Annotated in this window: 9 protein-coding genes; 7 read left to right on the forward strand and 2 right to left on the reverse strand. The window is 42.4% G+C overall.

What is annotated here, in order from left to right; genetic code table 11:
* Window positions 1-703: 703 nt before the first annotated feature.
* The 7 genes from M1F05_RS08830 to M1F05_RS08860 all read left to right on the forward strand — a co-directional run bounded on the left by M1F05_RS08830 (window position 704) and on the right by M1F05_RS08860 (window position 10418).
* The gene (locus tag M1F05_RS08830) at window positions 704-2068 is read left to right on the forward strand and encodes a radical SAM protein (protein WP_206084104.1); all 1365 of its coding nucleotides are present in this window, start codon (window positions 704-706) and stop codon (window positions 2066-2068) included.
* Complete coding sequence (locus M1F05_RS08835) at window positions 2058-2741, forward strand: molecular chaperone (RefSeq protein ID WP_206084105.1); 684 nt, start codon at window positions 2058-2060, stop codon at window positions 2739-2741. Before M1F05_RS08830 ends, M1F05_RS08835 begins: the two co-directional genes overlap by 11 nt.
* A gap of 29 nt (window positions 2742-2770) precedes the next feature.
* Window positions 2771-5353, forward strand: a complete 2583-nt coding sequence (locus tag M1F05_RS08840) for a molybdopterin-dependent oxidoreductase (protein ID WP_206084106.1) — start codon at window positions 2771-2773, stop codon at window positions 5351-5353.
* A 13-nt stretch (window positions 5354-5366) separates the two neighbouring features.
* Window positions 5367-5909, forward strand: coding sequence for a DMSO/selenate family reductase complex B subunit (locus tag M1F05_RS08845; protein WP_206084107.1), 543 nt, complete (start codon window positions 5367-5369; stop codon window positions 5907-5909).
* 11 nt (window positions 5910-5920) lie between these two features.
* Entirely contained in the window at window positions 5921-6766 is an 846-nt protein-coding gene (locus M1F05_RS08850) for a dimethyl sulfoxide reductase anchor subunit family protein (RefSeq protein WP_206084108.1), read from the forward strand.
* 370 nt (window positions 6767-7136) lie between these two features.
* Window positions 7137-9260, forward strand: a complete 2124-nt coding sequence (locus M1F05_RS08855; RefSeq protein ID WP_206084109.1) for a TonB-dependent receptor family protein — start codon at window positions 7137-7139, stop codon at window positions 9258-9260.
* A gap of 18 nt (window positions 9261-9278) precedes the next feature.
* Entirely contained in the window at window positions 9279-10418 is a 1140-nt protein-coding gene (locus tag M1F05_RS08860) for an ABC transporter substrate-binding protein (RefSeq protein WP_206084110.1), read from the forward strand.
* Between the two features lie 73 nt (window positions 10419-10491).
* Here M1F05_RS08860 and M1F05_RS08865 read toward each other — a convergent pair whose 3' ends face one another.
* The gene (locus M1F05_RS08865) at window positions 10492-12312 is read right to left on the reverse strand and encodes a CocE/NonD family hydrolase (protein ID WP_206084111.1); all 1821 of its coding nucleotides are present in this window, start codon (window positions 12310-12312) and stop codon (window positions 10492-10494) included.
* Window positions 12313-12316: 4 nt separating this feature from the next.
* Window positions 12317-13726 (reverse strand): YfcC family protein, encoded by a 1410-nt coding sequence (locus M1F05_RS08870; RefSeq protein WP_241016834.1) that lies wholly within the window; start codon window positions 13724-13726, stop codon window positions 12317-12319.
* Window positions 13727-13731 lie beyond the last annotated feature (5 nt).

Raw genomic sequence — 13731 nt, forward strand, 5'->3', positions numbered from 1 at the left:
TAATGACTAAGCGTGATTAATCGATGAAATCATAACGAAACCATACAATAAAAACGATGTAAATAATCCTAAAGTATTTTTTATGTTGAAAAATAATTCATGGTGAAAATTATTTTTTCTAATCAATTAAAGACCTGTATCTGATTATTGAGATAACGGTGGCTCAAATTAATTAAAAATATTTTCGATTAAATTTAAGCGTAGGATTAAAAATGAAATAGGTGGCATTAATGAGAGTGATTATCTATTAGTTTGAAATTTAATGTTACATTTTGAAAAGGAATCATTCATTTTAAATATTAGACTAAATATTATTTTTCTTGATGTTTTTAACACTATTTTTATTTGATGTGTAAATTGTTATATAACCATTCGTAATGGGATTATGTGATGGTTTGTTGTAATGCTTTGAGTATATAAGATTTTTTATAATTGATAACTGAGGGGAAGTACACTGAAATAGAAATTTTTGTTGATCCTGCGCAATTTCATTTTGCTTTAATTATTTATACTGGGTTTATTAATATAGCAAATGATAGATAATTTTAATTTGTAGTTAAAATAAAACTAATCTTACCAAAGATTCAGTGCATACATCTGTTGTTCAGCTATCAATATCAGTCAAATAATTAGGCGATCACTGCCTACTATATTTTATCACAACATAGCTAATAAAACGGTATCCCTTATTAAAGGTAATTTAATGATCTATCCGATAACAGATAGCACTCTGTCCACACTCAAAAATGATAAATTTTCACGCTATGCTATGCGCTATTTAGTGATTGAGAAAAAGACGCAATCTGCTATTTCAGCGTATGGTTTAGATTTTGAAATTCCTTTTTCACAGCAAACTGAAATTCAACAACTGAAAAATGAGCTGAAAACATTAGGGGCAATCTTTGCGAATAATGGCAAAAGTATTCATTGCGGGTGGCTTTCTAGCGCTTGTGTACAGTGCCGAACGGGGGAAGGGAGCCACACGACATTTTTGTCGTTAAAATGTCACCGTGATTGCTATTTCTGCTTTAATCCTAATCAAGAAAATTATGAAGGTTTTCAACGGGAGATGCGCGATGCAATAGGCGAGGTAGACGCTATTGCAGAGCAAAACTATCCATTATCCCACATCGCACTAACGGGCGGGGAACCGCTGTTATTTCGTGAAGAAAGCATTCAATTCTTTCAACGTGTACAGCAAAAGTTACCGCAAGTTCATACCCGTTTATATACCGCAGGTGACCCGCTAGACCGCACTACGGCCCTTTCATTAGCGAAGGCAGGCCTGCAAGAGGTGCGTTTTAGCATCAAAATTGATGATTCAAAAGAACGCATTGAAAAAGTTTTACGCCGTATCGCCTTAGCCCGCGAAATTTTCCCTACGGTGATGGTGGAAATGCCCGTGATCCCCAATACTGAAGAGCAAATGTATCAGCTACTGATGCAGTTAGATGATATTGGAATTGATGGTATCAATTTATTAGAGTTCTGCTTTCCCCTGACTAATAGCCATGAATACAAATCCCGCAATTTTAACCTAAAAAACCCACCCTATGAGGTGTATTACAACTATTGGTATGCAGGAGGGCTTGCGGTTGCTGATAGCGAGCTAGCTTGCTTACGTGTACTAAAATTTGCGCTAGAAAAGCGTTTATCTCTCGGCGTGCATTATTGTTCTTTAGAGAATAAACATACGGGGCAGGTGTACCAAAATAACGCATTTTTTCAGCATGATGAGCAGGTGATGGGCCCGTATTATTTTTTCTCTACAAAGGATTATTTTTTCAAAAGTGCCAAGGTGTTTGGCGATGACTGCGAGAAAGCGGCTCATTATTTAAAACAAGCCAATGTGCCTTTTCAACATGAATTGCTTCACGGTTTTTTGCAATTCAACCCTGAATCGATTCTGTATCTACAGACGCTAGCAAATCTCCCTATCGCACTCACTTCTCATATTGTTGAGCCAGATGAAAATGGCGATCCATTGATTAAAGAAGTGCGTATTGAATTAACCACACCCACTGAATTTTTATTGACCGACATACAGGGAGGTTCCTGTGAAAAATGAAAACCCCATTTTAGATTTTTTGTATGGGAGGCAGTTTGCTTATGACGTATTGCGTCGCTTACTCATGGAAGAGCCAACGCCTGAATTACTGCAATATTTGTGTGAAGGGGGATTGGCGCTATTCCCTTGTGAAGACCATTTGCCAGTGATGGCTGATGCGGTTAGTGCAATGGAAATAGACTTACAAGCACGCAGCTTACAAGCGGGTACAGATGGCTTTGAGGATTTACATTGGGACTTCACACGCTTATTTATTGGGCCAGATGCGCCTGCAGCAGCACCATGGGAGTCCACTTATGTCTCACGAGACAAACTGTTATTCCAAGAAAACACCCTTGCAGTGAAATCCTTCTATCAAAAATATGGATTTGAATTAGGACAGAAAGAATTCGAAGCTGCGGATCATATTGGCTATGAGCTGGATTTTATGTGGAACCTCAGCCAGAAAATTGTTGAGCTTACCGATTTAGAACCTGAGCTCACTGACGAATCAAAAGCGTTATTGCAGGTATCGTCTTTATTCTTAAGTGACCACCTATTGGCGTTTATTACTCCATTTTGCCGTGACCTGCATAACCATGCGAACACCCCATTTTACCGCCAATTGAGTGCACTGTTAGAACCCTTTTTGCGAAATGATCAAAATAAAATCAATGAATTAGTCAATTTATAATAATAAAACGAAAGGAAGAGGTAAGAGCAATGTCAGAAAGACAGAAAATAGCCTTAAGTCGTCGTTCATTTCTAGCATGGACTTCGGCAGCATCGGTAATGGCCACATTACCGTTGAGTAAACGGCTTTACGCATCCACACCAGAGGAAGAAAAAGCGATTGTACAAGCGACGGATACTATCACCAAAGGGAAATGGAAGCCCGTTGCGTGCTGGCATAACTGTGGCGGGCGTTGTGTGAATAAAGCGTTGGTGGTAGATGGTGTGGTAGTGAGGCAAAAAACGGATGATGTGGTTGCTGACTCCCCCGATTTTCCACAGCAACGAGGCTGTTTGCGTGGGCGTTCTCAGCGTAAGCAGGTTTTTGGTGCTGATCGCTTAAAATACCCAATGAAACGTAAAGGCTGGGCACCAGGTGGCGGTGATAAAAGCTTGCGTGGACGTGACCAATGGGTGCGTATCAGTTGGGATGAAGCCCTTGATATTGTCGCCTCAGAATCGAAACGTATTAAAGAAAAATATGGCAAGGAATCGATTTGGATCACGGGTGGAAACGGTGTTGATATCCAAAATGTGTACGCCAAAGCAGGTGGTTTTGTTGGGGATTGGGGAACTACCTCATGGGGCGCTTGGTTTGAAACGCCTGCTCACCTCGGTTTATTGGAAGGCTTTTATACTTTTGGTACCAATGACCGCTTTGATATGCGCAACTCGCAGCTCATTGTTATGTGGGGGGCGAATCCTGCATGGAGTAGCCCTGGAAGCCCAACCTATAACTATTATCAAGCTAAAAAAGCAGGTGCACGTTTTATCAGCATCGACCCAAGCTATACCACGACGGCTGAACTAATGGATGCGGATTGGTATCCCATCAACCCTGGCACCGACCATGCACTTGCATTGGGTATCATGTATGCACTGTTAGAAATGGATAGTCCAGAAAACCCATTAATTGATTGGGAATTTTTACGCCGTTGTACTGTGGGCTTTGATGAAAAAAACATGCCCGCAGGTGCAGATCCAAAAGGTAATTTTAAAGATTATTTATTAGGCACTTATTCAGGTGAACCAAAAACCCCTGAGTGGGCAGCAAATATTTGTGGGTTATCAGTGACAGATATTCGAACATTAGCCCGTGAAATCGGGGGGACAAACCGCGTTGCTTTACTGACGGGCTGGGCTCCTGCACGTATCCATAATGGAGAGGGCTGGGTTCAAGCATTCTCAACATTGGGCTTTATGACGGGACATATGGGGCGCCCAGGGCGTATGACGGGGGTGAGTTGTCATTTTGCTGCGGGAAATAACGGCACACGCTTAGTGATGGCAGGCGCAAGTGGTTTACCATCCATCCCCAACCCTGTGAGTTTGAAAATCAACCATAATGAACTCAATCGTGCATTGCTGGAGAAAAAATTCCGCCAGCGCGGAGTGGGAGATGTGGATGCGAATATTCAAATGATCATTCACCCATTCAATGCGACATTGCAGACGCGTGCAAATATTACTCAAAGTATTGAAGCCTATCGAAAAGATGTCGAACTCGTGGTAACAGCAGCTTATGTGCCACATACCTGTGCAAAATACTCTGATATCGTCTTGCCTGTTACCACAGAATGGGAGCGCGAAGGGACGATTTTAAACCCAAGTAACCGTGAAGTTATTATTGCCGCCGTGAATGTGACCCCGCCACTTTATGAGGCAAAAAGTGATCAATGGATTGCCAAAGAACTGGGCAAACGCCTTGGGATCAATGTGGATGAAGTCTTCCCTGTTTCAGAAAAACAACAGTTTTTCAATAAACTTAATGGGGCAACCATTATCGGGGAAGATGGTCAGACTAAAGAGCCTCTGCTCACGATTACCCAAGCAGATATCGATGAATGGCAAGTCACAGGGAAACCACAGCAAGGTCGTTTAACGTTAAATGAGTTCCTAACTGTTGGTAAATATCAAGTGCAGCGCACGCAAGAAGATAATTACGGTTACATTGCTTACGAAGATTTTATTCGTGACCCGCAAGCGAATCCTCGCCCAACACCGAGTGGTAAGTTTGAAATTTATTGCCAAACATTGGTGGAAAAAGCCGATGAATGTGGTTGGACGAAATTACCGCCAATTCCTGAATATATTCCTTCAGCTAGCGGTTATGAGGCGAGTTTTAAAGACTTTGCCAAAAAAGAGAAAGGGGATTATCCATTCCAAATTTATAACCCACACTATTTACGTCGTTCACACAGTACGTTAGATAATGTGCCGTGGCTACGTGAGCAGTGGCCAAGTCCGATCTATATCAATGCCTCTGATGCTAAACGTTTAGGAATTAAGCATGGCGAAACGGTATTGGTTAGCAGCCCTCACGGAAAAATTGTCCGCCCAGCGCTAGTCACGCAAACCATGAAACCAGGGGTAGTTGCATTACCTCATGGTAGCTGGACGGATGTGGATGAAAAAACAGGGATAGATATGGCTGGTGCAGATAATACGCTGACGATCCAAGTCCCAACAGGGTTAGGAACATCAGGGTGGAATACCATGTTATGTAACATCGAAAAATGGGATGGTGACCAGTTAGTCCCTGATGTTGCAATTCCACAGCGTATTATTTTTTAAGGGGCAATGAATAATGGATAAACAAGTCGGATTTTATATCAATGTTGCCACCTGTATTGGTTGTAAAACCTGTGTTGTGGCATGTAAAGATAAAAATGACCTTGAGGTTGGGCGTAATTTTCGCCGTGTGTACGATATCGAAGTGGGTGAATATCCCCGCCCACATCGTTGGCATTTATCTATTGCGTGTAATCATTGTGATGACCCGCAATGTGTTAGCCACTGTCCAACAACGGCTATGCACAAACGTGAAGAAGATGGCGTTGTCTTGGTTGACCACGATAAATGTGTCGGTTGCCGTTATTGTACATGGGCTTGCCCGTATGAAGCCCCACAATTTGATGCCAGCATCGGCATGATGACTAAGTGTGATACCTGTATTGATTTACGCGAGCAGGGGGGGAACCCAATGTGTGTCGATTCTTGCCCAATGCGTGCAATAGAGTTTGGCTTGATAAGCGAACTGCGCAAAAAATACGGGACCAATGCGGATATTGATGGCCTGCCAAGTTCAAGCATCACCAAACCCAACCTTGTTGTTGGCACGAAAGGATAAGGAGAATTATCATGCATGAATTTCCATTGGTGATTTTCACCTTATTTATGCAAGCATCAGTAGGCTGCTTGGTTGTTTCGTTGCTGTGCTATTGTCGTATCCTTGAAGGAAATGAAAAAAAGCAACTTATTAAAAAGCCCGTAGTTGCGAGTTTTGTTTTAGGGTGCGTAGGGTTATTGGGCTCATTGTTTCATATGGGTAATCCATTACACATGTTTTACACCATGGTCCATGTTTCTAGTTCTTGGATGAGCCGTGAAGTATGGGCAACCGCGATTTACATGGCATTGTTATTTTTGAGCACAGCCTTGTTATTACTCAAAAATAAAGCGAATAGTGCATTATTAGTTCTCAGCGCTATCGCGGGCTTGGTGTATATGTATGCCATGTCGGCGCTGTACGCAAACACGCTCTTTAACTTGTGGGGTGGTTTATTTACTTACGCCAGTTTCTTTGGGGCAGTGTTATTGGTTGGCGGTGTGATTGCGGCTTCATTGCTAGTGGGTGGCCTGCGTTCTTTGGGTAAAGAGGATCAACTTAAGCGAGTGGTAAAAGCTTCATTAGGTGTGGGTGTAGTGGGGATATTATTGATGTTACTCGGTGCATTGTCATTACTGAGCAATATCGGTGAGCCAATTTATATGGGCATGACCCCGCGTGAATTGCCTGAAGGATTACTTAGCCTGAGTATTGCCCGTGTGGCGTTAATCGCAGTAGGCGTTCTGTTTGTTGGTCGTTTGTTGTGCCAAAAATCAAGCCAATCAACGAATGCAACATTAGTCATGTCATTTGCTGTGTTATGTATTTTTGCTAGTGAAGCTGTGGGGCGCGTCGTATTTTTCTCTCTCGGAGGTTAATTTTAACTCTTGAGTTATTTGAAATCCGAAGGTAACCCCTTCGGATGGAGGTTGTTGACAAAGCAGGATAAAAGTGTGGTTTTTCCTGCTTTGTGTTATCAGCCGAAAATCAATAAATTGATTTTCCTAATTTATTTTCAAAACCTATCCAACCTGCAGCCAAACCTAATTGGTTTGTCAGCAGTCTGAAATGCGAAGGTAACCCCTTCGGATTTTTATTTGTCTTTTTTTTAGCCTAAAAAAAGAATAATAACTAATAATTTAATTAGTTAGATGTTTTTGTTATAAAAAAAGAGTAAATATGGTTGATTATTACTAATGATTATAATTATCATTATTGATCTTAATCTTCTTTCTTAACTCGCCTTTTATGAACTTGAAAACTCGCAAACTACTTTTGCCATTGGCAATTTCTGCTTCATTGATTTCTCACTATGCTTTTGCGGCTGATAACGCTAAAAATGACCAAATCACCGTCACGGGTAACTGGCTCGAAAATACCGAAGACAGCGAAGTGGTATTTAACCATCCCGGTGCACGAACCGTTAAAACACAGCAACAAATTAAAGAAACGGGCAGTGAAACCATTGCGGATGCACTAAAAGGTATCCCTGGTGTTCAAGTGCGTGAAAGTAATGGAACAGGGGGAAGTGATGTTTCCTTAAACGTGGGGGTGCGCGGTTTAACCTCACGTTTATCGCCACGTTCAACGATTTTGCTTGATGGGATGCCGTTGGCGGCAGCACCTTATGGTCAGCCACAACTTTCCATGTCACCACTCTCGTTAGGCAGTATTGAATCCATCGATGTTATCCGTGGTGGGGCATCTGTACGTTATGGGCCACAAAACGTAGGTGGAGTGATTAACTTTGTGACCAAGCCAATTCCAAAGGAGTTTGGTGGCGGGGTTGCGGTACAAACCCAAGGGGCGAAAACAGGTGGGTTAAAGACCTTAGTGGATGCCTCATTAGGTGGCTCTAAAGCTGATGATTCAGCGGGTGCCATGATCCTATATTCGGGTTTACACGGGCAGGGTTATCGCAAAAGTAATGATAATACGGATATTGATGATTTTATGTTGAAAACCCGTTATGCCATCACGGATAACGACGAGCTATTAGCGAATTTTCACTATTATCACGCGATGTCTGGAATGCCAGGCGGGTTAACCCAAGCTCAATATAATGCAGACCCATTCCAATCAACGCGGCCTTATGACCGTTTTGAAGGGAATCGCCAAGATATGTCATTGAAATATAAACATGAAGAAGATGACAAGCAATTCGAATTAATGACGTGGTTTAGCAAAAGCTACCGTGGTAGCTATATTGAAAGTGACCATAAAGACAAAGCCAACGAGAGACGTTTGGTTTCTTACCCGCGTCACTATACCGCGTATGCCATTGAGCCAAGTTATTCACAATTGTTTCGTTTTAATAATATGTCCCATGAAGTGACTGTGGGCTACCGTTATTTAAATGAAACCGCTGATGAAAAAGCCTATCGCTCAAATTGGTACCAAGCTGGCACACAAAACACACGCCCAAGTACCAACGACTACTACCAACACACCTCGGGCGGAACGGAAGCGCATGCGATTTACCTTGATGACACCATTGATGTCGGCAACTGGACTATCATTCCGGGTATTCGCTACGAAAACATCAATATTCACTTAAACGACAGTTTTAAAAATCAAAATCGCAGTAAGCGTTACAGCGAGCCACTTCCTGCATTGGCGGTGATTTACCATATTGATGATGAGTGGAAATTATTTGCTAATGCCAGCACTTCATTTGGGAGTTTGCAGTACTTCCAATTGAATACAAAAGGGGTTGGCAATTCACCAGCTAACGGGTTAAGTGCAGAAAAAGCCCATAACTATGAAGTGGGCACGAAATACGACAATACAGCGCTCTCTTTAGAAGCGACTTTATTCTATATCGATTTCGACGACCAGCTTCTTTATGTCGAAAATACAACTGGTTGGACTAATTTAGGCGCGACGACGCACCAAGGTGTTGAGCTAGCGGCAAGGTACAATTTAGCGGATCTCACCGATGTTCTTGATGGTGTGAGCGTGTATAGCACTTATACCTATACTAAAGCAGTCAGTAAGAAAGGGGATTTTGCCCATAAAGACTTACCGTTCTATTCACGTCAAGTGATCACCGCAGGTAGCCGTTATGAAACAGGCAATTGGGTGTGGAACCTAAATACCTATGCACAATCAACTCAGGAATCACCAGGGACAACAAGTCATTATGTGACCGAACCAAGTGCTGATGGCCGATATGGCACAATACCTGGCTATATGGTGTGGGATGCGCGTGGGGAATACCACTTTGGTAAAAGTTTGTCTGATTTAACATTATCGGCTGGTATTAAAAACTTATTTGATCAAACCTATTTTACTCGCTCGACAGATAACAACTATGGGATCTACGTTGGGCAGCCAAGAACATACTATGTTCAAGCATCAGTGAAATTTTAGTTAAGATAAGGCAGGATAATGATAGGTCGATTTATCAATAAGTATTGCTTATTTGGGTTCTTGAGTCTGTTCAGTGCGGCGACGAGTTTCGCTGCACCTATGACAGTGACCGATATCGCGGGGCGCGAAGTTACCGTTAATGCACCTGTTTCACGGGTGATGCTGGCGGATAGCCGTGTGCTGGTGGCATTGAATATCTTGCACCCACAAAGCCCATTAAAAGGCATTATTGCGTGGGATGATGCGCTTATCAAAAAAGCGCCCGACTTAAGCGCAGCGTACAGTAAAAAGTTTCCTGAACTAAGCAAAATTCCTGTTTTCCCAAATCCTTACACAACCGACTTTAGTGTTGAAAAGGCCTTGGTCGCTCAACCTGATTTACTGATTTTTGATATCGGTTTGAAAAGCAAGTTGACGGAAAGTGGCACGCTATCTTTACTGGAAAAAAGCGGTTTACCCGTCATTTTCATCGATTTTCGGCAATACCCGCTGAAAAATACCATGCCGAGTATGGCATTATTAGGCCAAGTGTTCGGTGAACCACAACAAGCGGAGGCATTTAACCAGTTTTATCAACAAAGGTTGGATTTGATCCGCAGTAAAGTGGCAACACTTGATAAAAGCCAGCGCCCAAGTGTGTTTATTGAAAGGGCTGCAGGGATTTCAGGTGAAGATTACTGTTGCAAAACCTTTGGCAATGGCAATTTTGGTGAGTTTGTTGAAACGGCAGGGGGAAATAATCTCGGTTCACAGTGGTTCAGTATTGGAATGGGTGGTGAAATTAACGAAGAGCAGTTAATTCACAGTAATCCTGACTATTATTTAATGACCGCCGCGGATTGGGATAGCACACGTAAAGGTAGCGCTTCAGTGCCTTTAGGGTATACAGGCGATAAAGCCAAATCGCAGGCTAGGCTAATCAAGCTGATGGAACGCCCTAAACTGCGCTCATTAGCGGCATATCAAAACAAGCAGGTTTTAGCGTTATACCAGCAATATTATGACACTCCGTTTAATATTATTGCGGTGGAAGCGATAGCGAAGTTTCTTCACCCCAATTTATTTGCCGAACTTGACCCACAAGCGGATAGCGATTATCTGCACAAAACCTTCACGGCATTAGAGGGCGATGGTGTGTTCTGGGTTAAAGCACAGTAAAAACATGGCTTCTTCATTGGCCTGCTTGATTACTAAAGCAGGCCAATATCTTAATCGTACCTATCGGAAGTGATTACGTTTTCTTAACGATGGGTAATACGACCTTCGATGGGTATCTCTTTGAAATATGAATACTGTTATGTGCCACTTTCCATGTTCTATCCCCTGCGATAGTTTCACCTGTATTGGTGTTGAAATCGTATTTGGGGAAATTACTACTGGAAATATCTAACCGAATACGGTGCCCTTTCACAAAACGGTTAGCGCAAGCAAACGGTTTGATTTTAATTTCAACCACTTCATTAGGGTTTAACAAGGTTTTTTGCTCATAGCCCTGATGAAAACGGCAGCGGAAAATACCATCGGTAATATTCATGGCATAACCTTGCGGGTAATCTTCATTGGGTGGATAAACGTCAATTAATTTAGCTGTAAAATCCGTATCTAAGGCATCACTGCTGATCCATAAAGACACTTCAATATCACCAGCCAAACAAATATCGTCTTGTAAAATGTCGGTTTCAAAAACTAAAACATCAGGGCGAGCGGAAAGCGGCAGGTTATTTTGTTGGCTGCCAAAAAAATCAGGCAGTTCACGTTGATCGAATGCTCCTCCCCAAAAGATAGGTTGGCCTGATGTTAAAGCGCCGCCGATGGTTGGAACAGGGTACTTAGGATCATAGCAATAGGATATTGTTGTTTGCTTGGGGCACTCTTCATGCTGAAGAGATTGATTTCCCCAAAGGAAAAAAGGTGTTTTTTCAACATTGGGTAATGGCCATTGTTGGTGGTGAAGCCACTCACCACCATGTTCTAAACGCCCCTCAGAATTACGTTTACCACTACCGCCACCCATCATAAAAAAAGTAATGTCTTGCTGAGGCTTTGGTGGGTTAAGACCTTTTAAATGCGTGTTGAACCAAACTAAGCGGCAGGCTAACCAATCTTCACTGACATTGTGATCAAAAGCGGCAACTTCACCAAATTCAGCATTACCACTATGGGTAATATTTCGGTCCCCATGTAGCCAAGGGCCCATGATTAATTTTTGTGGTGATTGCTTTGTTGTGGTGAATGCGTGGTAGTTATCTAATGTCGAGCTAACATAAGCATCATACCAACTGGACATAAATAACACGGGGATATCGGGGATTTGGTCGTAGTAGCCCTCAGCGTAGATGCCTATTTTTTTCCAATAATCGGTAAAACACTCTTCTTCCCATTGCTCGAACAAATAAGATTCATATTCAGGCACATGTTTTAGTAATGTATGCCCTTGGTGCCATGGCATAGCCGCAAACCAATCATGAATATTTTCTTGTGCTAAAGCCGTTGAAACCGTGGAGGATTGTTGAGCGAGTGGGCTTAGTTTTGCTTGTTTATACGCCCAAGTGGCTTGTTTGAGCTCAAAGGCTCCCCCTTGACGAATACCGCATTGAAATGCATTGGCAAAGCCCCCTGAATCGAGCACCATGGTAGATAAGCCTGGTGGATTCAAACAGGCCATGGCTAATTGTGTATGGGCTGCATAAGAAAGCCCCATAGAGCCGATTTTTCCGTTACACCAAGGCTGTGCCATAATCCATTGTAGTGTATCGAAACCATCTTCTGCCTCATTAATATATTTGGTGAATTTACCTTCGGACTCATAACGGCCACGACAGTCTTGATAAATAACAATAAAACCTGCATGGGTGAAACAACGCGCCATCTCCTGACGCGTTATCTGGTGCCCAGTGACCGTTTTTTCAGAACGAGAAGGGGCTTTTTTGTCATAAGGTGTGCGCTCGATAATTACGGGGTAAGGGAAATCATCAGCGTCTTGCGGGAAATAGACATCCGTTGATAGGGTTACACCATCACGCATAACGATGCGGAAATTCTTCATATCCATATAGTTAATATCCTATGCTGACTGCGATGGTTAGTAAGCCAATACCGACAGCCATAAAAATTAAAAAAAGTGGGAAAATATATTTTGCCCATGTGGTCCAACTGACACCTGCGGTCGCTAAAAAGATCAGTAATCCGCTGGACGTTGGCGTGATCATATTGGTCAGCCCATTCCCCATTAAAAAAGCAAAAACAGTCGTTTGCGGGGAAACACCTGAAATTTCACCTACGGGGCCTAATATTGGCATAGTGACAGCGGCTTGCCCTGAAGTGGATGGGATAGCGACATCTAATAATAATTGAGAAATAAACATACTGTATGAGGAAACATAAGCCCCATGGTTACCTACTAAGCCAACCAGTTGGTGAATTATCGTATCCAGAATTTTGCCTTGGGAAAGAATAATTTCAACCGCCGTTGCGAGCCCAATAAGCACGCCAGCAATCAGCACTTTTTTCATCCCGCTAACGAAAGCATCCGCTGCTGCGCTAGCCGTTAGGCCACTGCAAAAAGTTAAAACGACGCTTAGAAACAAATAATAAGCGGATAAATCATTATTCTTCCAGTGCCAGCGATTAGATGCATAGACTAAAAAAGCCACGCCAATGGCTAAAATAATTAACATTAACTTATGGCGGCCTGTCAGCGCGCTTGACTGGCTATTTTCTTCAACAACATAGCGAGTTAATGTCGTTTTACGGATACTGTAAAAGACAAACAAAATCCCTAAACTGATAAAAATAAAGTAGGCGGCAACACGCATGCTTAAACCGCTGAATACAGGTAGTCCCACCAGTGGCTGAGCAATCGATAATGCATAAGGGTTAGTAATTGACGCGAGGTAACCAACTTTAACGGCGATAGCAACAATTGCGAGGCCGATAAGCTCATTAAGCCCAACACGTTTCATCAGGGCAATGACCATCGGGATCACCAAAAGGTACTCTTTGGCTAATCCCATAAAGGTACTTCCCATCGAGAAAACAATCATTAAAAAAGGAATTAATAAGTAAATATTCCCCCGAGTGACATGCAATAGCCTTCCAAGCCCTGACTCGATAGCCCCCGTTTTATTCAGGATCCCAAACATTCCACCAATAAATAGCACCATATAAATAAGAGGGGATTGCTTAATAATTCCTTCTGGGATGGCTTTAAATAGTTGAATTAAACTGACGGGAGCCGCTTCATTTTCAGCGGGTTTTTCGGTTCCTAAGACTTGCCCAAAGTTCACTTCTTTGGAAATTGTCTGATAAGAGTCAGGAATGACTTTTTTGCCATCGCGTTCATATTGCCCAGACTCAACAAAATAGGTCATTAAAAAGGCAATAATCACAATGGTTAACATGACTAAAACGGGGTTCATCTGCCAACCTGGCGATGCATTCTGCTTGAGGGTTTGTGTTGGTTGCATGGTGT

The organism is Providencia sp. PROV252, from assembly GCF_033676005.1.
Classification (GTDB): Bacteria; Pseudomonadota; Gammaproteobacteria; order Enterobacterales; family Enterobacteriaceae; genus Providencia; species Providencia vermicola.